Origin of the sequence: Haliscomenobacter sp. (assembly GCF_965225875.1) — a bacterium.
Classification (GTDB): Bacteria; Bacteroidota; Bacteroidia; order Chitinophagales; family Saprospiraceae; genus Haliscomenobacter.
Map to the genome: position 1 here is coordinate 1,218,776 of NZ_CBDDBS010000002.1, position 23,404 is coordinate 1,242,179.

Consider the following 23,404-nt stretch of genomic DNA (forward strand, 5'->3'; position numbering starts at 1 on the left):
TTTGGGTTTTCCCAAGTCCGCAAGGTATTGCCCGTCGGCTCGACGGGCAATACCCTCCTCCCATTGACCGCTCCTTTTTAGGGTTCCGCCCATTTTCTTTTTGCCAAGGATGAAATGTAGTCAGATTCTCTTATTTATTTTTGGGCACTCTTTCAATATCTAATTTTTTTAAAATCAAATTTTTATTTCAAAAAATTCAGTCAAAAACATTAAATCTTCTCTATCTTTTTTTCTCACAAAACGACATCTATATCAATATCTTTTCCCCCTTACTTTGCCTTACGAACAAACAGAAAAGGAAGCACATCCTTCATGTAAGTTCCAACTTAATACCTCTTGCCGATAATCCGAAGTGCAGTCTCCGGGCTGCACTTTTTCCCAAGTCTATTAACCATGTACAGTGATAGAACTCCTTATTTTATCTGATTTTGTTCACAATACGACACTACAAATTTAGTGTTGTATTATTCGCAAAGGGATCCAGATGTAGCGGTTTTTATTGATTTTGTTCCCGCTGCAAATGGATCCCTTTTTTGTGTTGCCCTTCAAAAACAAAAAATCCTCCCTCCTCTCCAACACAAATCCTCCCTTCCCGCGTTTTTTAATCAAGCCTACTTACGCCACCACACTATGAGACTACACTTACTGGCTATCCTCTGCTGTTTTGTTGCTGCTAGCTCCCTGCGTGGTCAACAAACCGCTATTTGCACCAAAGCGAGAACCATTGCCTGCGACATCACCTACAGGGACAGCACCGATTTTGAAACCAGCCTCAGCAGCAATTATCAGTGCAGCGAAGGGGGTACTTTTGCAGCAAGAGAGCGGGTTTACAAATTCACTTTGATTCAACCACGAAACGTCTTCATTTCTCTACAAATTGCCGAGGCGGGGGTCGATCTGGATTTGTTTTTGCTGGGTTCCTGCGTCTTGAGCGCCGATGCTTGCCTGGCCTACAGTAGCTCAGGTACCAGAAAAGAGCAGATCGTACAATCACTCGAAGCAGGCACTTATTACATCGTAGTGGATGCAAAACTAGCCGATGCAGTCGGGAGCTATCGACTCAAACTGACTTGTACCGACAATATTTGTCAACGCTCTATTTCTTCCATCAGCTGTGGGGAATACAAAGTCAAAGAAAACCTGGATAATGCACTCAACCTGATTGACGAATACCCCAATTGCTTGAATAAAGTCTATTCCGGGCGAGAAAAGATTTACGCACTTGAGCTTAGTCCTGGGGCCAACATCCAGGTAGGTTTACATGTAGACACCAGCAGCAAAAAAGAATTTGATTTGTTTTTGGTGCAAGTAGACGAAACCTGTTACGAGATCACCTGCCTTGCCCAAGCCTCCAATTCCGCCATCAAGGGCAGCAAATATTTGTTCAGCAAGCAGCTTGGAAGCGGCACCTATTACCTGATTGTGGACTCCCAGGAGTTTTATACTTCGGGGGAGTTTTCCCTGGATGTTTCTTGTGGGGACCTGCCCTGCAACGGATTGACAGCGTTAAACTGTACTGTTCCAACGGTAGGCACCACCACCACTACCGCCAAAGATCGCAGCAAAGTGGGTCTTTACCGGGTTCGGCAAGAAAACGCCCCTGAAAAGTTTTACCCAGGGCACTCGGGGCCTGAGAAAATTTATTCCTTCGAAGTCTTTGAATCCCAAAATGTTACCTTAAGCGTAAGTCAACCCGGTGAACTCAGGCCCAAAGACCTGAGCCTGTTTGTGCTCAACAATTGTGACAACTTAGACGCGGTTGGAGCAAGTGTGACCAGAGGAAGTGGCAGTGAAGCACTCAGCGTTTTCCTCAATCCCGGCACTTATTACGCCGTGGTGGATCAGTTTTTGGGGGCCGATGCCTATAAGTTTTCGTTGGACATTCAATTTACCCAGGCTTGCACCCATATTTGTGATTACGGTGGGGCTTTTATCTCTAGGGGGACTACTTTTTCCAATGAATTGTCGCGTTCAGAGGTCGCGCCCATTTTGCTCTATGAGGATCCATGTGTAAAAGAGGCGTTTAACAATTTTACATCGGGGGGAAAGAGACTGTATGCCGATGTTTTTTTATTCAACAATGAAGAGGAGCAAAGCCCAATTGTGTTGACCTTGAACGCCAGCAACGGCACCTCAAGCATTCGTGGCTTTATCCTGCGTTGTGATTCTACCGCAAAGACAAGTTGTCTGGGTTTTACCCAAAATGGCTCCCTGGACTTAGGCCCAAGTGCCGCAGGGTTTTATTATGTCGTCATCCTGGATGCCCAAAACACGCCTTATACCTTCAGCATTACGCCCAGGGGCGTGTGCGAATCCAACCCTGAATCTATTCCACTGAACACGAACATTACCCGCTCAGTAAGCGGCAAAAAGAACGATTTCAGCATCGGGGGCAATGGTTTCAATGGGTATAGCAACTGTTACAGCGGTGCACGTACCTATCAGGGTGAGGATGTGGAATTCCAATTTACGGTGTCATCCAATGTTTTAGTCAACATATCCTTTAGTTCCAAAGCGGCGATGGGGCTATTCCTCTATGGCTATAGGTGTGGAAAAGGCTGCCTGGACTACACCCAAACCTCAATTGAGGGCGGAAGTGGAGAAATTAAAGATTTTCCGCTCAGCCCCGGCACCTATTTTTTGATTGTGGACAAAAACGACCTTGCCGCCGAAAACGCTGAATTCAGCCTCAGCATCAATACCCGCCAGGCAAGCGTTCCGCCTTTTTTCCTGGCCTACGATCTGCTCAATTCCAATTGTGTACCCAGCAAAAGGAAAGGGCATAGCCTGGAAATCGTTAAAAAAGCCACCGCCAATCTGCTAACGGCAAGTGATCGCTTCTACATTTTTCCTGAACAATTGAGTCCACAGGCCCGCGCGGTTGAAAAGAATTGGGATCCCAACTCTGTTGAGGAAAAAATGAAAATGGATGAGCTAAAAATGGATTCTTTGGGCGACGCCCAAAAATGTGGCTTCAGAGACCGGGACTCCATCTTTATCGTGCTTGAAACCAATGACAAAGACCAACAATTCATCCAGGAGGTCCTGCCAGATTATGCAGCTCCATCGCCCAGTAACGCAGTCAACGCCAAAGGGCTTTACAAACCTGGCGGAGCAAGCCTGATCCAGGCATTCCGCTTTATTCGGCCCCGGCATTTTTCGCCGAATATCCGCCAATTGATCATCAACCCCAATGAAAACATCACCCAATCGATCTCAATAAAGACCAATGTTCGATTCAGGGTCAAAGTAGAACCAGCCGTAGATTACATCAAGATCATTGACCCCAAAAGTAGCTACCCGGCTGAAGCAAGCGAGCTTAAACTATCCATCACCAAAAACAGCAGTGGAAAACCTCGCGATCCGGTGAAATTGATTTTAACCTCCGTCGGCACTCCAGAATACCGCAGCGAAGTCCTCCTGCAGGAGAAACAATGTGTTCCATTTGCAGCCAGCATTGTGGCCAGTCAAGCCACCACTTTGTGTCCAGGTAGCTCCATTACCCTGAGTGCCAGCGTCAACAACGGGAGTTTATCCGACTACATTTATTCTTGGAGCAATGGTTCATCGGCTTCGGCAATCGAGGTGAAAGAGTTAAAAACGGGTTCAAGCCAGTATACCCTTACGGTTACGCCCAAAAATGAAAGCGTTTGTGAAGTAAAACCACTGACTCAAACCATCACAGTTCTCGCTCGGCCCAGCGCACCAGTTCCTGTCAAATCCGAAGTGGGGGTTTGTTTTGGTCAATTGGCACCGCTCCTATCGGTGCTGCCTCAAGCAGGCGTAACGACCAATTGGTACAATAGTGCCAATGAATTGTTGTCCGCCGTTGATGCAACCCGGTTTTTACCCAAAGTAAGCCAGCCTGGGGTGTACACTTATTATGTGGAAGCACAAAGCAGTGCTGGATGTGTCAGCGAAAATCGTACGCCCATCACTTTGTCTGTATACCCGGCATTCAGTCTGGCTGCTAATCCGGTGGAAAAAAATGTTTCCTGCAAAGGAGGAAGTGATGGCATTGTAAACATCCAAATCATCGAAACGGGTTACAGCAACCTCAGCTATCGCTGGTCAGACGGCGGAACAGGCAGCCGCAGAACAGACCTGAAGGCAGGGTCTTACAAAGTCACGCTGAATTCAGGATCAGGCTGTGCTCAGGAGTTTTCCGCCCTCTTGACAGAACCCGATTCCATTAAAATTGAGGTAAAAAGCATCAAAGCCGACACCAGTTCAAAAAATACCGGTGCCATAGAAGTTACCGTAAATGGCGGTACTCCCCCCTACCGCTATAAGTGGATACGGGAAGGGCAAGCGTTGAGTACCGCTCAAAATTTGGTCAAGGCTGGAAGTGGCAATTACCAATTGGAAGTAACGGATCAAAATCAATGTGTAAGGCTTAGTTCGGTTGTTGCTGTTCCAAAGGTGGTTTTGAGTTCGATTAGTGAACATCCTTTGGCAGCACAGATTAGGGTGTCCCCCAATCCGACGAATGGGGTGATTAACATTACTTTTGACCTTCCCCAAAGTATGGAGGTATTCCCTGAAATCCTTAATGCGTATGGAGCGCTTATCCAAAAAATGCCAGCTCAGCAAATGTTGAAGGGTAACATCCAAACGACGCTCCAAGAAGTGGGCGCTGGAATTTATTTTGTTAAAATTGAGTTTTTGGATGGGATAGTGATAAAAAGAGTCTTGCTTATGAGGCAATGAGGAAAAGTATTTTAAGAGACAGCCATTGTCCTTCCAAAAACCTACAAATCAATTGTTTGCTATTTTTACATCCAATTAAACCTCAGATTCTAATATGTATTTTTTGTTTACAAAATGACATCTATTGCGCCTATTTTTTCCCCTTACTTTGTCATAAGAACAAACAGAAAAGGAAGAAGATCCTTCCATGTAAGTTCCATCTTAATACTTGTTGCCGTAAATCCGAAGTGCAGCCTCCGGGCTGCACTTTTTCCCAAGTTTATTGATTTTGCACAATGATAGTACGCATTATTCCATCTGATTTTGTTCACAATATGGCACTGTGCTTTTAGTGTTGTATTATTCACAAAGGGGTTCAAATGTAGCGGTTTTTTCATTGATTTTGTTTTCGCTACAATTGGATCCCTTTTTTGTTCCAACAATTGTGACCCCCAAAAACCCATTTGGATTTTTCCCATCGATTTCCTATCTTCGCGCCGCTTTAGCCTTAAAATCAACTTTAGGCTAGGTTACATTGTTGAACAGGTATCTTGTATTTAAGCCCAAACGATGAGAAAAATTGAGTTGGACATAGTTGCACTTTCCCATAGCGTTACCCAGTCCCACAATTACGCAGTAGTGCTGGGAGAAAAAAAAGGTGCCCGCCGTTTACCGATTGTCATTGGCAGTTTTGAGGCGCAGGCCATCGCTGTGGCCATGGAGAGAATGACCCCCAACCGCCCACTCACCCACGACCTGTTCAAAAATGCCCTGGAGACGTTCAACATCAACCTCAAAGAAATCATCATCAACAACTTGCTCGATGGCATTTTTTATGCTCGTCTGGTGTGTGAGCGCGATGGAGATGTAACCGAGGTCGACTCTCGCACTTCCGATGCCCTGGCCATGGCCGTTCGGTTCAACTGCCCAATCTATACTTACGAGTTTATTTTGGATGCTGCCGGGGTAGTCCTAGAAGATACTGAAGGCAGTGACGAGGATGAAGAATTGTTTGCTGCCGCTCCTTCCACCGGAATGTCCGACAACCCACTAGCCTCCTACTCCACCGAGGCACTGACGCGGATGTTGGATGAAGTGCTGGATGAAGAAAATTATGAGAAGGCCGCCCAGATTCGGGATGAGATTGAACGGCGGAAGTCGAGTTGATATTCAACTGGAGTTAATCTCAGTTTATATAAACGAAAAAAGCCAGGCTGAATGTTCAACCTGGCTTTTTTCGTGGTGGTATTCCCGGATCAACCGTGATTGGCTAATCCAGGAATACCAGGAGAATAGTTAAACTTACAATGGGTTCTGCACCGCAGCCGGATTTGAATCCAACTCCCGACGTGGCAGCAGAAACTGCCACTGTACATCGCCAGCAGGAACCTCAAACAAAATAGCTACAGCAGGCAGGTGACCGATTCCATTTCTGTTCAATGGCAAGTTCAGACGCTTCAAATCTAGCCAGCGGTGACCTTCGCCCCACAACTCAATCCGACGTTGGAACATGATTTCGTCGATCAGTTCGGCACCCGTTTTGGTAGACAATACATAAGATGGATCCCGCTTGCTTACCATTTCGAACAATGCCTTTGCCGCGCCAGCATCATCGCCACCACGCGCTTTGGCCTCTGCTTCGATCAGGTACATTTCCCCAGAACGCATGAATGGTACATCACCCATCACACTCGTACTTGGTGTACCCGGCAAACGGAATTTTTGCGTCATGTATGGCACTCTAATGCCTCCAGGAGGTGCGATAGAGTTGGTAGCAGTTGGCGCTTTTACCCACATTTTGGAGCGTACATCAGTAGCTGGAATTAGATCATAAATTAACTTATTGATCGTCTTAGGTGTCGCACGAATGTTGGTAGAGTTGTAGTTACAAGAGATGTAAGAGTGGTAGCCACCAAAAAACTCGGATTGGTCCTCCAAGTGGTCAAAACCCCACATCCATTCTGGATTTGATACATCTTGGAAACCTTCCTGGTACTGCGCGATAGACATCAATGCAAAGCCTTGGCGTGCTTCGGCAGCATAAGTAGCAGCAGTAGCCCAGTTTTGTTGTACCAAAGCCACCCGAGCCTGTACACCACGTACCACGTTTTTGTTGAAGTGTGATTTTGCCGCACGAGCAGTAGTCAACAGGGCATAAGCATCGGCCAAATCCTTGTTGATTTGTGCATATACTTCTTCTACCGTTGAGCGAGGCAAACCTTCCTGAGTTGGCTCCAATACCAATGGAACGCCCAGTGTGCTATTTGGTTTGGCAGTCGCATCGTAACGTTTGCCATAGTACTGAATCAAATGGAAATAGGAAAACCCACGAATCGCGAGTGCCTCACCTTTGATCTGATCACGTTCAGCAGGAGTACCTACGGCATTGTCGATATTGGCAATTGCCACGTTGGCATTGCCAATCAGGCGGTAGTACATTTCGTATGGAAAAATCGCCATCGTTCCGGTCTCACTGCGGTGCGACAACCAGCGTTGCTCCGCAAAGTGCCAGTTGTTTGAAGCATTGGGGAATACCAAATCTTCACCCATTACATCATTGATGATCATGAGCGCAGGGTAACCGGAATGCCCCTGAGAGCCCTGGTAACGCACCATCATGGCGCGATAAATGCCATTGATGGCAGCCTTGGCGTTTTTGGTAGTCGCATAAGCTGAGCCCGCATCAACACTACCCGTAGGTTTTGTGTCCAAATAATCCTCCTTGCAGGAATTCAAAGCGATGCTCAGGAACAATGCCGATATGAAGAGAAATTTATAGTTTTTCATATTTAGCTGGTTTTAGAAAGTTAAGTTAATACCGCCTACAAAGTTGCGGTAGAAAGAATAGGTATTGGCCGTAACACCATCAAAGCTATCCAAACCATTCATGCCTTTGCGCTTGTTCCACAAGGCCAGGTTTTCGGCACTCGCAAAAATTTGTGCGCCTTGAATTTTAACCTTTTTGGCAAGGCTAGAAGGGATGGAGTAGGTCAGAGAGATATTCCGCAAGTTCAGTGAAGTAGCATCAGTCAACCAACGGTCTGATCCACCGTCAAAATCAACCGAACGACCCAAATCCGCACGTGGTACATCGGTGATGTCGCCAGGTTTTTGCCAGCGCTTCAATACGTCTACGTGTTTGGAAGCACCATAACCAGAGGAGGACATCAAACCCGCATAAGCAGCATCATAAATCAAACCACCAATCTGGTAGATGAACAATACCGACAAAGAAAAACCTTTGTACTCAATCGTATTGGTCAAACCGCCTGTAAAATCAGGAATTGCAGAACCATTGTAACGGAAACGAGCATTGTTGATACTGGTCGTAAGGGTATCGCCAGTTTCGGTGATCCGTGAGTTAGTCGCGACAAAGTTGATGGCCCGGTACTCAGCGTTACCATTGGCTGGGTTGACACCAACCCATTCGCGCAACCAGTAATCATAAATGGATGTCCCAACTTTCAATTTTTTGGTGCCAGAAATGATTTCTTTGGTGCTCTCTGGCATCCGGGTAATTTGGTTCTTGTAAGTAGTAGAGTTGAAACTGATTTCCCAAGAAAAATCTTTCGTTTCAACTGGAACAATGTTGAGCTCCAATTCGTATCCACGGTTGAACATGGCACCAATGTTACGGGTCTGTGAAGCAGTACCGGAAGAGAGGGGTAGAGGTACAGCAAACAACAAGTCATCCGACTCACGGTTGAAGTACTCCACCGTACCTGAAATACGGTTTTTGAAGAATCCAAACTCCAAAGCGACATCCGTTTGATTGTTTGACTCCCAGCTTAATACACGGTTTCCTAAACTACCTTGCAGGATACCCGCTTCAGTCGCATTGTTCCAGCCCAGGTTGTACAAGGGTTGCCAGGCATAAAAGCTGATGCCACCATTGTTACCCGTTTGACCGTAGGAAGCCCGCAATTTAAGTTTACTGATGAAGTTTAATCCATCTAAAAACGCTTCATTGTGGATTTGCCAAGCCGCACTGGCCCCAAAGAAGGTTCCCCAGCGTACTTCTTTTTCAAATTTACTGCTCGCATCTCTGCGTCCAGAAAGGGTGAAGAAGTATTTGTTGTTGAAGTCGTAGTTGATGCGGGCAAAGTATCCTTCCTGGCGGTTGAAGTCTGCACCTGAATTCAGGTCGGTCGTGGTGGTGAAGTTGACCAATTGAATGTTTCCGTCCAGGATTTGCTGTGATCTGGAACCAGTCAGGAAGTTGTCGCGGTAGTCATAGTTCTCATGACCCACCAAAACATCGATGCTGTGTACTCCAATCGTTTTTTTGTACGTCAGCTGCTCATTCAGGTTAAGGGTCAACTGATTGGTAAAGTCAATGGTTGCACGTCCTGCTGGAGCACCATCACCAATGATTGGGTTACCATAAGTATTACCGTTGGTGTTGCTGTAGTCAGCACCGAAATTAACCTTGAATTTGAAATCCTTCAGGAAGGAAATTTCAGCATTGGTACGTCCGCTGAAAAAGTTGCGGCGGAAAAAATTCTGGTTCAACTCCGTTTCAGCAGGAGCATGGCGGCCACCGTATTGCGGGCGGCTGGGCAAACCCAAAGCAGTCAAGTTCCCAAAATCGTACTGGCGCTTGCCATTGGCATCCAGCAAATACTGACCTGGATTTTTCGGGTCATAGGCATAAACTGGATAAATGGGTCCCATCCCTCTGGAAAAGAAGAAGGGGTTCACGAACGAGGTATTTCCGCCGGCATCATCCTGGTTAGAAGTGGTATTGTTATAGGCTAAATTCACCCCAAATGAAACCCAGGATTTCAAACGGTTGTTGTATTGCAAACGTGCATTGTAGCGCTTATAATCCGAACGAATCAAAAAGCCTTTGTCGTCCAGGTAGCCAAAAGAGGCATAATAATTAGAGTTCGCATCCCCGCCACTGAGGTTGACATTCAATTCATTACGTACACCTTCCCGGATAATTGGCGTTTCCCAGTTCAGGTCTTCTTCTTTGAAGATCAGTTGTGCGCTAGGGTTCAACACCCCAGCAGTGCTCACCAAATCAGCAGCAGGTACATTGTAAGCATTGTAACCTAACAATCCTACAATCTTAGCACTAGCGTCCGCACTGGCTGCTTCCAATGTCAATGGACTTGCCGTACGCGACATCAAACTGTTGCGGTAAGATTCCCACATGTAGGGATAGTACTGTGCAGCATTCAAGCGGTCGTATTCCGGCAAACCACGCTCGGAAGTACCACGGGTATACTTCACATTGATTTGTGATTTCCCTGCAGTTCCTTTTTTAGTCGTAATCATCACCACCCCGTTGGCCGCTCTGGAGCCGTACAAAGACGTAGAGGCTGCATCCTTCAGGATAGAAATGTTTTCAATGTCATCTGGGTTGATGTTGGCAATCGCTCCATCATAAGGGATACCATCTACTACGTACAATGGGGCGTTGGATGCGGAAATTGATCCAAAACCGCGGATACGAATGGCCGGAGTAGAACCTGGTTGACCACCACCAACGGTAGTTTGAATTCCGGAACCAGCCCCTGCTATCGCCTGACTAATGTTTGTGATCGGGCGTTTGGCAATTTGCTCAGCACCTACGGTCGTTGCTGATCCCGTAAATTTCTCACGAGTCGATTCACCAAAAGCAGTTACGATGACTTCGCCCAATAGCGCAATGGATTCTTCCATCTGAAGGTTAACAGTGGTGCGACCATTCAGCACAACCTCCTGCGAAGTGAAGCCCGTATAACTCAACGAAAGCACATCCTTGGATGGGTCAGCTTGCAACTCAAACTTTCCATCAACATCAGTAGTGGTACCTACTGTAGTGCCTTTGACTACCACGGTTGCGCCAATCAATGGCTCACCGCCTTTAGCCGAGGTAATGACCCCTCGGACTGTGGTCTGCGCCCCAAGGCAAAGCCCTACGAACAACAGCATTCCTGTGAGTGTAAAATGCAAAAGCTTCATAAATGATTTATTTGGTTGATAAAATAACAGTCGTAGAATTAGTCTGTGTTGTTACAGACCATTTTAGGTTTTGGGACAAAACAAGTTTACAGAATGTGTTTACCGCTTTCCTCCATTTGGGGCAGCCTGATGGCAGTGTAGGTTGGACTTGATTTTTAGCCGGTTTCAAAAATGCGACACAAATATGCAATCTAGCTTGCATAAATCATAGATTTACTATTTTTTTTCGACGGTTTACCTGATTGGCGACATTAGAAATAGGGCATCGTAGTGTTAATTTATTGTAACATTTCATAGTCAGAAAGAGGCAAGACTAGAAACGGAGCACTTGAGCCATCCGCAGAAATAATTTGCTGCCAATCTTCATAATTCACGCAACTCAGGTTTAAGCCCCCATTGAGCTTGCCTTGAAAAAAGTGCATGGCATAACATGCATTTGTAACATGAATAAATACAAACATAGGCCTACTCAGGTCAAATCCATCTCTCAATAGGCTATTTTTCATTCTCGGTAGTTCTTGCTCTGAAAAATGCTCTTCCCATCGAAATACTGGGCTTTCAAAGGCTTTAAAGTTTAGCGCATTGGTCAAAACATGCAACAGTACGCTAAATCTAGCTTCCTCTTCATCGGTATCAGAAAAGTTGAACTGTTCTAGCAGGTCTCTATCGCATACTCTAGAGGATAAAAGACGGTAGTTTTCAAAACGAAGACCCAAAAAACCATTCATTCGGCGGCCATTCTTTCTGATCAGGGGGACATAATACAACCAACTACCCGAGTCAATAGAAGCCAATAAACAGCCCTTGTCCCATGCTGGAAAACCATAGCTATGCATTATGGTGTCAATGTAAGTTTCAGGAAGTTTTTGACGGGAAAGCCTGATGATTTTTTTGATGGTATCTTGCTGAACCTTGGTAAAGATTAGGCCTGGTTGGACATATTTATTCGCCGTCATTGTTCGTTTTGAATAAACTTGCACTATACTGGAATTCAAATGACTAAGTGCTGAATAGTCAAAAAAAAAGGCCCTGTCATCTGATGGAAACTTAGGTACTGCCTCTTTGTGCTGGCAAGCAATAAGGTAGAAAGAAGCCACAAAAAGAATACCAATCTCTTTCAGCATATTTGGGAATATTTATTAGATATTTTATTCAGCTTCAAATAAAAAAGAAACCTCTTTGACCACTTCTTTTCGCTCTTCACTTAAACCCTTGATTTTACGGACTACCATTACAGCAATTCGATAGGTGAACTCAACACCACAAGCACCTATTTTTTTCTGTTCAATGAGTTCTATACGTTGATTCTCAATACTAATGTTCCCTTTAGCATAGGCTATCATCACTATAGGTTCCCTCTTTTTTGCACCCACCTCATTGATACATAGATCAACACTAAGCATTACCTGAGTGGGAAACAATTCATCAGGCTTTTGAAATAGGACTTCAGCTAGTAATTTGTCGCAGCAATTCGGCACAAAATCACAGCCCTTTGGCGTTTTTTTTGCTAAACGCTGGTAATATTTATGCGTCTCAACTGATTCCTTGGATGGTTTACAATCTGAATAATCTATCTCACACTTTCCAAAAGAAACCATAAATTCGTGTACAGGCGGTAAGTCCCAATCTACCCCATTCCCCCATCCTTTCGCACTCCATTGAGGCGTTTCAACCACCATTATTTCAATCTGTGTACATTCCGTCCGCTGTGGGTATTCTTCTGCAATGTATTTGGACATTGTTCTACCTCGCAGCTTTAATTCCCCTAACTCAAAATATTTCAAAGTTTTAAGCGCTGCTTTAAAGTTTGCGTAGCCAATCAAAACCGCAAAATTTGGATTAGCTTGAAAGGAATTGGCAAAATTGATTTTTTGCAAAGAATCAACTGGGTAAAAAGTTTTCTGGTCTCCAAGCATCATCGTATCCGCAAACAAATGCATCAAACGCGCCGAATACTTATTGTGATGCACTGAAATGGCCATTCTGGTAGCATGTGCTTCAATGTATTTGGAAATACCATATTCCCCTTTGTTGCCCGCCGGGCCAACCCCATATTTGTATTTTTGCTGGGTTTGATAGGGGATTTCAATGATACTGTCTTGGGTTGGAGAAACCACCAGCTGCGCCTTACCCCATTCAAATTGGGGAGAAAAAGTACGATGCCAACTCTTCATCTGGTCGTTTTGCTCAATTTGATTTGTTAGCCAAAGTTGAGCAGAATTGATCGTGGGATCAGTTGACGCTGTAATTGGTGTTTTGTCATTTGAGCAAGAGCCTAAAAAGGAAAGAAGAGCGTAAAAAAAAATGGCCTGGATAGGCTGTGGAGTTTTAAATTTTATCATTACAGTGGGTTGTTTGTCTTACAAAAAAAACAATAATATTTCAAAAAGCCAACTCTTTTTAACCTTAGTTAGCCCAAAAAAAGGCAGCACCAAGTACACTCAGTGAAACGTCGTCAACGTCCAACTTTGTGCCCTTGTGCCGCCTTTGTGTCCTTTGTGTTCTTTGTGAAAATAGGTCGCTTCTGCAACTCCTACCCCCCAAAATCATCATAAGCAATATTCTCATCTGGAACCCCCAAATCCCCCAGCATTTTTTGCACTGCCGAAAGCATCATGGGAGGGCCGCAGATGTAGTATTCAATTTCTTCAGGTTCGGGGTGGCTCTTCAGGTAGTTTTCATACAATACCTGGTGGATGAAGCCCTTGTAGCCCGTCCAGTTTTCATCGGGAAGCGGCTCAGACAAAGCGATATGGAATTTAAAATTGTCAAATTCCTTCTCAATCGCTTCAAAATCATCCTGATAGAACAATTCCTTTCCCGAACGACCACCGTACCAATACGACACCTTCCGATCCCGCATTTTTTCGGTGTGGAACATGTGGAAAATATGCGAGCGCAGCGGAGCCATACCTGCCCCGCCGCCGATGTATACCATTTCCTTTTTGGTCGGTTTGATGTGGAATTCGCCGTAAGGGCCAGAAACCATTACCTTATCGCCCGGTTTGCGGGTAAAGATGTAGGAAGAACAAACCCCTGGATTCACTTTCATCCAGTTGTTTGCTGCCCGATCCCAAGGTGGCGTTGCAATCCGGATATTGAGCATGATGATGTTGCCTTCCGCCGGGTGATTGGCCATCGAATAAGCCCGGAATTGTTCCTCACGGTTTTTCATTTTCAAGTCCCACAATTTGAACTTATCCCAATCCGGTTGGTAACAATCCGGAGCGCGGTCGGTCAAACGTGGATGGGCAGTGATTTCCATGTCTTTGAAATCACACTCGATCTCTGGCACATCAATTTGGATGTAACCACCTGATTCGAACTCCATGTGTTCTCCCTCTGGCAATTTCACCACAAACTCCTTGATAAAAGTGGCCACATTGTAATTGGAAATCACCTCACATTCCCATTTTTTGATGCCAAACACCTCTTCTGGCACCCGGATTTTCATATCCTGGCGCACTTTCACCTGGCAGGCCAGGCGTTTGTGTTCCGCTACATCACGCCGGGAGAGGTGGTTCAATTCCGTCGCCAAAACGTCGCCACCGCCATCGTCTACCCAGCATTTGCACATGGCGCAAGTGCCCCCGCCTCCACATGCGGAAGGCAAAAACAGGTTTTGGTTCGACAAAGTGGACAACAAGGAAGAACCCGGTGAAACCAATACCGGATTTTCGTCATCCCCATTGATGATGATTTTGACATTCCCCTGTGGCACCAACTTCATTTGAGCATAAATCAACCCAAAAGTCAGCAACATGATCACGGCAGTGAACGCAATGGCACCGTAAACGATCGGTAGTATGTTGAAAAGTAGGATCATTTTAGTAAAAATTTGAAGGTTACATGCTGATAGCTCATAGCTGACAGCTGATTACCTATTGCATATACGTTGCCGGGTTAATCCCCATCAGCGCCATAAAGGCCATCCCCATTAATCCAGTCAGGATGAAGGCAATCCCCAAGCCCCGAAGTGGTGCAGGAACATTGGAGTAACGGATTTTTTCCCGAATGGCCGCCATAGCCACAATCGCCAAGGCCCAACCAACCCCCGAACCGATGCCATACACCACCGATTCAGAAAAGTTATAAGACCGGGCCACCATAAACAAGGCTGCGCCCAAAATTGCACAGTTCACCGTAATGAGTGGCAAGAAGATCCCCAAAGCATTGTACAAGGAAGGTGAATACTTTTCCACCGCCATTTCCACCAATTGAACCGAAGCAGCAATACTGGCAATGAACAGGATAAAGCGCAAAAAGGTCAGGTCGGTTTTAAAAATTCCGTTGGGGCCTAGGATCAATTCGCTGATCACCCAGTTAATGGGCACGGTGAGCGCCAGTACAAAGATTACCGCTGCACCCAAACCTATCGCCGTTTTTACCGACTTAGAAACCGCCAAAAAGGAACACATCCCAATGAAATAGGCCAAAACCATATTTTCAATGAAGGCGGACTTGATGAAGACATTTAATAGATTGTCCATATCGAAAAAGTTGAGGGGTTGAGGAGTTGAGGAGTTGAGGGATGGCCAGTGCATCAGTCGCTGCGGTAGCCTAAATTTCTCAACTTCTCAACTTCTCAACTAATTGATCAAGATACATCAACCAGTTTTGGATTGCGCGCACGTTGAATCCAAATAATGATGCCCACCAAAAAGATAGCAGAAGCTGGCAGTACCATCAAGCCATTTGGCTGGTACCAACTCAGCCACCAATGTTTGGTGGTATTGAGTAAAAATTCGTCCGTTGCACCCAGGATTTTAAAGCCTAGAATGGCACCACGTCCAAAAAACTCCCGAATCACTGAAATGACGATCAGGATAAAGCCATACCCTGCTCCATTGCCGATGCCATCCAGAAAGGAACGCCAGGGTGGATTCGCCATGGCATAGGCCTCCAAACGCCCCATCACAATACAGTTGGTGATGATCAGGCCGATGAAAACCGATAATTGTTTCCATACTGGATAGCTGTAGGCTTTGAGTACCTGTTCAACCACCGTTACCAAAAATGCAATGACTACCAATTGGACAATCATGCGGATTTGTTTGGGAATGCCATTGCGCATCAGCGAGATAACGAGATTGGAAAAACCCGTCACCAAGGTTACCGATACAGCCATGATCAAAGCAGGTTTGACCATGGTGGTTACCGCCAATGCCGAGCAAACGCCCAGGATTTGTACGGTTACCGGGTTGTCATCGTTGAGCGGGTCGGTGATCAGCTTGCGCTCCTTGGGCCCAAACCATTCCAGCTCTTCTTTTTCTTTGACCTCTTTGGTCATCGTCTCAGCCATAGGTCTTTATTTTTTTTGCGCTTGCAAATAAGGGAGATATACTTCCAGGCCGCGTACCATCATTTCGGATACGCCTACAGAAGTAATGGTTGCACCTGAAATACCGTCCACTTCATGCAATGGATCTTTGGCACCACCTTTTACCACTTTGACTGAAACGTAATCTCCTTGGTCATTCAGTAATTGTTTTCCTTCAAACTGTTTCGGAAAATTGGGATTGTCCTTGATTTCAGCACCCAAACCCGGCGTCTCGCCTACGTGTCCAAAGGCGGCACCCACGATGGTGTTCAAATCGTCTTTGATGGCCACGTATGCCCAGATTTTATCCCAAAGTCCGTTCCCTCGTACCGAAGTCAGGTAAATTTTCCCTTGTTCGCCATTGAATATAAACAATGGGTATTGACGCGCTGCTTCAGGTTTTTTTTCCTCAGCGGCCATATCCACCGACTCAGCTTTAACACCTTCTTGCTTCTTTCCTTTGGCATCGATCACCACTTGTTCCACTTTAGAGTCAAACAAGCTCAACACCTCTTCGTCGCTCATGTCCGCGAGTTTTTTAGGCAATTGCCCTTCAATTGCACCAAGGATATCGCGTTTTTTAAAGATGGCCTCAGCTTCATCGTGAAAAGGTTTTAACCCCGTAACGGTAAAAGCGAGTACCACCGATACGACCAGAGTCATGATCAGGGTATAGATCGTGATATAGCGGTTACTGTACATGCTTCATTCGTTTATTGATGTTGGACTGCAATACAAAATGATCGATCAGCGGTGCAAATACGTTGAGCAACAGGATGGCCAACATCCAGCCTTCGGGATAAGCCGGGTTCATCACCCTCACGATCAAGCCAATGACGCCGATCATAAACCCGTAAATCCACTTACCTCGATTGGTCGAAGCAGCAGTAACGGGATCTGTCGCCATAAAAGCCATGGCAAACAAAAAGCTGCCCATTGAGAAATGGTAATACCAGGGAATTTCCATGTAGGCATTGAATCCCCACATATTGAAAACCAGAGCCATTGTCACCATCCCCAAAACCATGGATACCATAATGCGCCAGCTGGCAATACCTGCACCAATCAACATTAAGGCACCGATAATGATAAAGGGTTTGCTGGTTTCACCAATTGATCCGGGAATCAAGCCCCAAAACATTTGTCCAGGCGTGTAATGTTCCATCACCGCAGCCCAGCCACCTTTGGCAGCCAGAGCCATCGGGGTAGCCCCGGAATACCCATCTATAACGGCATATCCTTGTTGAAAGGTGTCCCAACCAAAGGATTCAAAAATGGGATTGAGTACACTAAGGTGGAACCAGCCATAATCGGCCACTCCACCAGGGCCAGCCTTGGTCAGGCCAGACACCCATACTTCGTCGCCAGAAATGGTACCAGGGTAGGCAAAAAACACAAAAACCCGCGCCAGCAAAGCAATGTTGACCACGTTCATTCCCGTTCCGCCAAAGGCTTCTTTGCCGATGATGACGGCGAAGGCAATGGAAAAAGCCAGAATCCACAGAGGAATATCGGGAGGCATGATCAATGGGATCAAGGCACCTGTCACCAGGAAACCTTCTTCCACCGCATGTTTTTTGCGTGCCGCAAAATAAAATTCAATCCCCAGACCCACCACGTGTGATACGATCCAGATCGGCAACAATTGTACCAAACCGTAGAACAACTTCAGGTGAAAACCTTCCAGGATCAGGTTTTGGTACATGCCCAATGCGGCGAAATGCTGGTGACCAATGTTCAAGGTTCCCCAGAGGTAGCAGAGTTGCAAAGCAATCACCACTGTAACCATCGTCCGCTTGAGGTCCATCCCATCGCGGATGTGTACTCCATCTTTGGTGACGTGGTTCGGGGTGAAAGCAAAGGTAAAAAATGCGTCGTAAGCCGTGTGCAACAGGGGAGATTTCTCCTTGTCCGGCTCCATACGTTTGAAAAGACTGATTATTTTTTCTTTCATGACTATAGCCCTTCTTTAATCATCATGTCAATACCCTCGCGCAGAATCTTTTGCAAGGGTTGTTTGGAGGTACAAGCAAACTCGCAGAGTGCCAAATCCTCTTCTACTACTTCGTGAATGCCCAAGCCTTCGATCTTCTCAATATCGTTGGTAATGATGGCCTTCAGTAAGTGTTGAGGATAAATGTCCATCGGCAATACCTCTTCATACTGCCCGGTAACGACAAAGGCGCGCTTTTCGCCACGGGTATTGGTGGTGGCATTGTAAATCCAGCCGAAGGGAAAAATACCACTAAAAAAGGTGCGGGAAGTAGAGGGTCTTGCACTTTGTGGTGCCAGCCAGCCAAACATTTCATATTCATTGCCTTCCGGAATGACACTGACTTGATCGTCGTAAACATCCAGGAACTGCTCAACAGTTTTGGTTTTGCCCGAAAGCACATCTCCCGAAATGATGCGGGAATTTTCAGCTACACCCTGGTTTTTGAGCAGATCGCCAATATTTGCCCCCGCATAGGTGGATACGTAAGTGGGTTTTTCGAGCGCAGAGCCCGTCAGAGCGACAATCCGGGAGGCGTCGTATTTGCCTTCCAGGAACAGGGTTCCCAGGGTGATCACTTCCTGTACGCCCAAAGTCCAAACCTTTTCTTTGGAGCGAATTGGGCGGATGTGGTGGATTTGAACCCCTACATTTCCAGCGGGGTGTTTGCCTTTGAAACCCACCTTTTGCACCCCTCTTGCCTGGCTAAAAGCGCTGGACACCGCGTTGCCACGTGCATCCAAACCCAGGTAAACTTTGCCAGTGGTCAGTTTGCCCAATACGTCCAGGCCTTTTTGAAAAGCAGCTTCACGGCCACTCACCACCAAATTGAGGTCAGGTGCCAGAGGAGCAGTATCAAAAGTGGAGATAAAAATATCTCTAGGTACCGCATCAGGGTCGGCCAGAAGGTTGTACGGTCGCTGGCGAAATAGGGGCCATGCCCCACTTTCCTGCAAAAAAGCAAAGAGCTCCTCGCGTGAAGCGTCCAGGCTCGGAATCTTGTCGTAAGTGTGGTATTGGATGGCTTTATCCGCCAGAATCACCAGTTCTTGAATCGCTCGTCGCTCGCCTCGGTTGACGGCAATCAATTCGCCACTTACTGGCGCGACAAAAAGCACATTCGGTCGATTTTTGTCAAAAAACAAAGCTTCACCCGCCAAAACATGCTGCCCCACTTCTACCATCAACTTGGGCATAGGTGCCAAGCCCAGGTAGTTGGGTGCCTGTACAGCAAATCGATTTACGGATACCTCAGCATGGACTTTTTTGGGGGCCTCCCCATACAAGTGAACATCGAAGCCGCGTCTCAGCTTCACAACAAGTGGCTCTCCTTCAGGACTGACTGCAGTTGGAGCTTCTGCTATTCTACTTTCCATGTGCTATTTGGTCTTTCGGTTAGCATTTTGCGCAGTGCAACAAAACAAATGAAAAATCTCAATTCATTCCAAATGTAAAAAAAATATTCTTTCCTAGTGCACATAAAATATTTTCGTGTAAGTCACCAACTGCACTTATTTTTAGGGTTCCTAGTCTCCTGCATTCTAAGGGTGTCCAAAACCCTGAAAGTCAGAAACCATGGAAACTGGGAACCTCAAACAAACTGCTATGTCTTTTCAAGGAACATCCACTTACGTCGCCACCTCCGAATTACAAATTGCGGTCAATGCAGCCATTTACCTCCAGCGGCCTTTGTTGGTAAAGGGGGAGCCGGGCACGGGTAAAACCCTCCTGGCGCACGAGATCGCCAATGCCCTGGGCAAAAAATTGCTCACCTGGCACATCAAATCGACTACCTTGGCTCAACAGGGTTTGTACGAGTACGACGCAGTATCACGCCTGCGCGACTCCCAATTGGGCAAGGAAGGGGTAGACGACATCAGCCATTACATCAAAAAAGGCAAACTCTGGGAAGCGTTTACCGCCGAGGAATCCGTGGTGTTGCTCATCGACGAAATTGACAAAGCGGACATCGAATTCCCCAATGACTTGTTGCTGGAGCTGGATCGGATGGAGTTTTATGTGTACGAGTTGCAAAAAACCATCAAAGCCGTCAACCGCCCCATCGTCATCATCACATCCAACAATGAAAAGGAATTACCCGATGCCTTCCTGCGGCGTTGCCTTTTTCACTACATCCGATTTCCCGATAAGGCCACCATGCAGGACATCGTCCATGTCCATTTTCCCAATATCCGCGAGGAACTGCTCAACAATGCCCTGCAACTATTTTATGCCCTCCGCGAAGTGACAGGGTTAAAAAAGCGGCCTTCCACCAGCGAGTTATTGGACTGGATCAGTCTTTTGCTGTTTGAACAATTGCCCGCCAGTGCTTTGGCAGAAACTGACCTTAAAGAGCAACTTCCTCCTCATTTGCATAGTCTAATCAAAAACGAACAGGATTTGAATATTCTGGAGGAGTGGCGGAAGAGGAGGAAGTATTAACCCTTTAAGCTTTTAATGATGGTCAAAACAAAATGGTACCTTTTGCTGAGCCTGCTTAGCTTGGTGCTCTTCTCGGCTTGTCAACCAAGTGCTAAGCCTGGAGACAAAACGGCCTCTCCAGCCTTCCTACAACAGACCTACTGGCTATCCAATGCCTTCCTCAATGCGGTTGCCAGCGACAGCGACTCCATTGGGCGGGCACAATGTATGGAGTTGCACTTTCGCTTCAAAGACTCTGTGTTGATTGTCAATTGTGAAAGTGATGCCATGCTTTGTGCCTACCAAATCGTTGACGACAAAACCATCGAAATCACCAGCGGATTTGGGGACGATGCCCGACTGAGTATTCGTTTAGTTGGGAAGGATGAGATTGAATTATCGGGTATTTTCGACAATCAAAAAGTTCGTTTCAAACCCATAAAGCACCCCAGCCGCGATCCACGGGGGCTTTCTGTACGTTATCTCGCAGAATACCTGGCGGGGACTTACCGCAGCAAGTCGGACCCTGCCACCCCCATCGCCCTGAAGGGGAATGGCGAAGTAAGTGGCCTTGGCAAATACACCAAATTTGAAACCGCCGTAGGTGGCAATCTCAACGCAACCGACCAGGGCAATATGGTTTATTTTATTTCGGATCAAGGAGAAATGCCCCTGGTCTGGCAAAAAAAGGGCAATACCCTCAGCTTGTGGAAATTAAAAAATGTGAGCGGCCCGGATGATATTCCTTGGTATGAATTGGATGGGGAGTATGATGTATGGATGAGGAAAAAATAGCTATTCCTCGGTAGAAATTAACCGAAGTGCTCGGCCGAATAAGTTCATTTTGGAACTCAACTTTCCTCATCCCTACCCTAACCCATTTCCTTTTTCCAGAAAAGCCTGTATTTTGGTGGAAAATTTGACCAGTATGAACAGCGGGCCCAGCTTTGGCATCACCTCTTTCAACATCGAAGGCTTTCGAGGCATCAAAAATGCTTCCGTGGAAGGTATTCCTGCTGATACCAAATGGATTTTTTTGACTGGGAAAAATGGAGGAGGTAAGACGAGCGTGTTGCAGGCTTTGTTTGTGGGGTTAATGAGTGAAAAAGAAGGAAATACAATTTTGGAAGCGAGTAAATTCAAGTCAAGTATTAGCCTTAAAACTAAAGATGGACAAACACTTCCTATAGAGAATGGAAAAATAGCTCCAGGACATAATAAATTTTCTTTCATTCAAGGGGGCTTTGTGAGATCATTTTTGCCCGACCTAACAGTATCAGAAACCTCTGCAGGTTATCAAGTAATACTTAGACCTGTAGTTGCTTATGGTGCTAATCGAACTCTTATTCAAAATTTGCAATCAGGTGATAATATAGAACAAAAGTATTATCGTTCAAAAAGCATTTTTGGAACAGATGCTACTCTTTTAAATATTGAAGCGGAATTCAAAAACTGGTCGTATCGTGCAAATTCACAAGAATTAATTGCCAAAGACAAAGATTTAGCTGAGCGGCTTAAAACCATAGTCCATAGCCTAAAGAAATTGCTTTTGAATTTAATGCCTAATCTTTTTGAAATCGAAATTGATGTTGTCAAAGACAGGGTTATCTATTGGGAAAAGGATGATAATGGAGATAAAATAGAAACGCCTAAGTCATTCAATCAACTTGCTTCCGGTAATCGTAGTATCATTGCCATGATAGGAGACATGGTGATTCGTTTGTTAGAAGGCCAACTGGAAATATCAGACCCATCCGACCTCGAAGGCATTGCCCTCATCGACGAACTTGACGTCCACCTACACCCCACCTGGCAAAAAGCTCTGCCCAATCTTTTATCCGAAATCTTCCCAAAAATCCAGTTCATCGCCAGCACTCATAGCCCAATCCCACTTTTAGGTGCGCCCAAAGAGAGTGTGGTTTTGAAGGTACATCAAAGTAGTGAGGCAGGTATTACGGTTGAAAAATTAGATATTGACTTAACCAGACTGCTTCCAAATAGTTTGCTCACTTCACCAATTTTTGATTTTGAGGAGATTATCCCCACGGCAAATGCTGGCCCGAAAGATTTACTCACTGAAGACTCTTTCGAAGAAGCGATGGCAAATGAAAAAATCAAAAATCGTTTAAAAAAGCTCGCGCAAGCATTGAAATGATCAAAGTACATAAGGATTTCGAAGCAATCCCACGTCATCTAAACCAAAAGAGTGCTAAAAAGCAAACACTTGCCGCCATTGCAGCACAAGACGGAAATATGTACGTTAGGAATTACAAACACAGCTCGGTCAAAACAGCCTTATCCGAGATTTATCACCATAAATGCGCCTATTGTGAATCAACCATTACCCACAGCGCCCCATTACAAGTAGAACATTATCGCCCTAAAGCGGATGTGGACAAAAAAGATTTGCAGATCGGCGAAATCCACAAGGGTTACTATTGGTTGGGAAATGAATGGTCAAATCTCCTTTTAGCTTGTCAAAATTGTAATGGGAAAGGTGCCAAAGGGAATCGCTTTCCAATTGCAGGAGTTCGACTTTTGAACCATCCAAACGATGTCGCTCATTATTCGATTTTACACGAGGCCATGCTTGCCGAGATGCCTCTCTTATTGAATCCAGAATTAGTAGATCCTTTAGACCATCTATATCTGGATCAGGATGGATTCATGCATGGAAAAAGTGATTGTGGTGACATAAGCATTGAAGTTTACAATTTAAACCGTGAGGGACTGAGAACTCGGCGGCAAACAATCATCAATCAATTTTTCCGTGCACTCAACAACCAATTGATTGAGCTTTTTAATCCTCTGGAACCGCTTACGCCTGATCAATTTCAACGCCAAATGAACCTTGTTTTTAAAAAGTTATTTGCAGGAAGAAAGCCTAGTGTTGAATACTCATTCGTATACATCAACATCATATCCAATTTTGATTCTATTCTTTTGCCATTAATAGAACAAGAATTTCAGCCTATCATAAATCGATCCTTTCAAATCTATATACAAACCCAAATCCCCTAGCCCCCATT

At 45.6% G+C, this 23,404-nt stretch carries 16 protein-coding genes; 6 read left to right on the forward strand and 10 right to left on the reverse strand.

The features are described 5' to 3' along the window. Positions 1-630 precede the first annotated feature (630 nt). A complete protein-coding gene (locus ACO08K_RS07700; protein WP_421795812.1) occupies positions 631-4,710 on the forward strand; it encodes a T9SS type A sorting domain-containing protein in 4,080 nt (1,359 codons plus the stop codon). A gap of 549 nt (positions 4,711-5,259) precedes the next feature. Next, complete coding sequence (locus ACO08K_RS07705; protein ID WP_320032597.1) at positions 5,260-5,856, forward strand: bifunctional nuclease family protein; 597 nt, start codon at positions 5,260-5,262, stop codon at positions 5,854-5,856. A gap of 135 nt (positions 5,857-5,991) precedes the next feature. Here the strand turns inward: ACO08K_RS07705 and ACO08K_RS07710 are convergent, their stop codons facing one another. The 10 genes from ACO08K_RS07710 to ACO08K_RS07755 all read right to left on the reverse strand — a co-directional run bounded on the left by ACO08K_RS07710 (position 5,992) and on the right by ACO08K_RS07755 (position 19,330). Further along, positions 5,992-7,476, reverse strand: coding sequence for a RagB/SusD family nutrient uptake outer membrane protein (locus ACO08K_RS07710; protein WP_421795813.1), 1,485 nt, complete (start codon positions 7,474-7,476; stop codon positions 5,992-5,994). 12 nt (positions 7,477-7,488) lie between these two features. Continuing rightward, positions 7,489-10,641, reverse strand: a complete 3,153-nt coding sequence (locus ACO08K_RS07715; protein ID WP_421795814.1) for a SusC/RagA family TonB-linked outer membrane protein — start codon at positions 10,639-10,641, stop codon at positions 7,489-7,491. A 278-nt stretch (positions 10,642-10,919) separates the two neighbouring features. Continuing rightward, positions 10,920-11,765 (reverse strand): hypothetical protein, encoded by an 846-nt coding sequence (locus ACO08K_RS07720; protein WP_421795815.1) that lies wholly within the window; start codon positions 11,763-11,765, stop codon positions 10,920-10,922. 24 nt (positions 11,766-11,789) lie between these two features. Then, positions 11,790-12,983 (reverse strand): hypothetical protein, encoded by a 1,194-nt coding sequence (locus ACO08K_RS07725; RefSeq protein ID WP_421795816.1) that lies wholly within the window; start codon positions 12,981-12,983, stop codon positions 11,790-11,792. Between the two features lie 191 nt (positions 12,984-13,174). Then, positions 13,175-14,467 carry an NADH:ubiquinone reductase (Na(+)-transporting) subunit F gene (nqrF, locus tag ACO08K_RS07730; protein WP_421795817.1) on the reverse strand — a complete coding sequence of 431 codons (1,293 nt, stop codon included), beginning with the start codon at positions 14,465-14,467 and terminating at the stop codon, positions 13,175-13,177. 55 nt (positions 14,468-14,522) lie between these two features. After that, positions 14,523-15,131, reverse strand: coding sequence for an NADH:ubiquinone reductase (Na(+)-transporting) subunit E (gene nqrE, locus ACO08K_RS07735; protein ID WP_320029393.1), 609 nt, complete (start codon positions 15,129-15,131; stop codon positions 14,523-14,525). A gap of 107 nt (positions 15,132-15,238) precedes the next feature. Next, a complete protein-coding gene (locus ACO08K_RS07740; RefSeq protein WP_320029394.1) occupies positions 15,239-15,943 on the reverse strand; it encodes an NADH:ubiquinone reductase (Na(+)-transporting) subunit D in 705 nt (234 codons plus the stop codon). Between the two features lie 6 nt (positions 15,944-15,949). Beyond that, the gene (gene nqrC / locus ACO08K_RS07745) at positions 15,950-16,663 is read right to left on the reverse strand and encodes an NADH:ubiquinone reductase (Na(+)-transporting) subunit C (protein WP_320029395.1); all 714 of its coding nucleotides are present in this window, start codon (positions 16,661-16,663) and stop codon (positions 15,950-15,952) included. Then, positions 16,653-17,915, reverse strand: coding sequence for an NADH:ubiquinone reductase (Na(+)-transporting) subunit B (locus ACO08K_RS07750; protein ID WP_421795818.1), 1,263 nt, complete (start codon positions 17,913-17,915; stop codon positions 16,653-16,655). Before ACO08K_RS07750 ends, nqrC begins: the two co-directional genes overlap by 11 nt. A gap of 2 nt (positions 17,916-17,917) precedes the next feature. Next, positions 17,918-19,330, reverse strand: a complete 1,413-nt coding sequence (locus ACO08K_RS07755; RefSeq protein WP_421795819.1) for a Na(+)-translocating NADH-quinone reductase subunit A — start codon at positions 19,328-19,330, stop codon at positions 17,918-17,920. Positions 19,331-19,559: 229 nt separating this feature from the next. Between ACO08K_RS07755 and ACO08K_RS07760 the strand changes: the two genes are divergently transcribed. From ACO08K_RS07760 to ACO08K_RS07775, 4 genes are read left to right on the forward strand one after another with little or no spacing between them, the layout of a single operon-like run. Then, positions 19,560-20,396, forward strand: coding sequence for an AAA family ATPase (locus ACO08K_RS07760; protein WP_421798299.1), 837 nt, complete (start codon positions 19,560-19,562; stop codon positions 20,394-20,396). An 18-nt stretch (positions 20,397-20,414) separates the two neighbouring features. Further along, the gene (locus ACO08K_RS07765; RefSeq protein WP_421795820.1) at positions 20,415-21,170 is read left to right on the forward strand and encodes a hypothetical protein; all 756 of its coding nucleotides are present in this window, start codon (positions 20,415-20,417) and stop codon (positions 21,168-21,170) included. 49 nt (positions 21,171-21,219) lie between these two features. Beyond that, entirely contained in the window at positions 21,220-22,530 is a 1,311-nt protein-coding gene (locus ACO08K_RS07770; RefSeq protein ID WP_421795821.1) for an AAA family ATPase, read from the forward strand. Further along, complete coding sequence (locus ACO08K_RS07775) at positions 22,527-23,396, forward strand: HNH endonuclease (RefSeq protein WP_421795822.1); 870 nt, start codon at positions 22,527-22,529, stop codon at positions 23,394-23,396. Before ACO08K_RS07770 ends, ACO08K_RS07775 begins: the two co-directional genes overlap by 4 nt. Positions 23,397-23,404 lie beyond the last annotated feature (8 nt).

Bases quoted from the DNA above. Each gene is read 5' to 3' on its own strand.
- nqrF (WP_421795817.1), bottom strand. From the start codon at position 14,467: ATGATCCTACTTTTCAACATACTACCGATCGTTTACGGTGCCATTGCG.
- ACO08K_RS07775 (WP_421795822.1), top strand. From the start codon at position 22,527: ATGATCAAAGTACATAAGGATTTCGAAGCAATCCCACGTCATCTAAAC.
- ACO08K_RS07715 (WP_421795814.1), bottom strand. From the start codon at position 10,641: ATGAAGCTTTTGCATTTTACACTCACAGGAATGCTGTTGTTCGTAGGG.
- ACO08K_RS07740 (WP_320029394.1), bottom strand. From the start codon at position 15,943: ATGGCTGAGACGATGACCAAAGAGGTCAAAGAAAAAGAAGAGCTGGAA.
- ACO08K_RS07700 (WP_421795812.1), top strand. From the start codon at position 631: ATGAGACTACACTTACTGGCTATCCTCTGCTGTTTTGTTGCTGCTAGC.
- ACO08K_RS07705 (WP_320032597.1), top strand. From the start codon at position 5,260: ATGAGAAAAATTGAGTTGGACATAGTTGCACTTTCCCATAGCGTTACC.
- nqrC (WP_320029395.1), bottom strand. From the start codon at position 16,663: ATGTACAGTAACCGCTATATCACGATCTATACCCTGATCATGACTCTG.
- ACO08K_RS07725 (WP_421795816.1), bottom strand. From the start codon at position 12,983: ATGATAAAATTTAAAACTCCACAGCCTATCCAGGCCATTTTTTTTTAC.
- nqrE (WP_320029393.1), bottom strand. From the start codon at position 15,131: ATGGACAATCTATTAAATGTCTTCATCAAGTCCGCCTTCATTGAAAAT.
- ACO08K_RS07710 (WP_421795813.1), bottom strand. From the start codon at position 7,476: ATGAAAAACTATAAATTTCTCTTCATATCGGCATTGTTCCTGAGCATC.
- ACO08K_RS07760 (WP_421798299.1), top strand. From the start codon at position 19,560: ATGTCTTTTCAAGGAACATCCACTTACGTCGCCACCTCCGAATTACAA.
- ACO08K_RS07755 (WP_421795819.1), bottom strand. From the start codon at position 19,330: ATGGAAAGTAGAATAGCAGAAGCTCCAACTGCAGTCAGTCCTGAAGGA.
- ACO08K_RS07750 (WP_421795818.1), bottom strand. From the start codon at position 17,915: ATGAAAGAAAAAATAATCAGTCTTTTCAAACGTATGGAGCCGGACAAG.
- ACO08K_RS07720 (WP_421795815.1), bottom strand. From the start codon at position 11,765: ATGCTGAAAGAGATTGGTATTCTTTTTGTGGCTTCTTTCTACCTTATT.
- ACO08K_RS07765 (WP_421795820.1), top strand. From the start codon at position 20,415: ATGGTCAAAACAAAATGGTACCTTTTGCTGAGCCTGCTTAGCTTGGTG.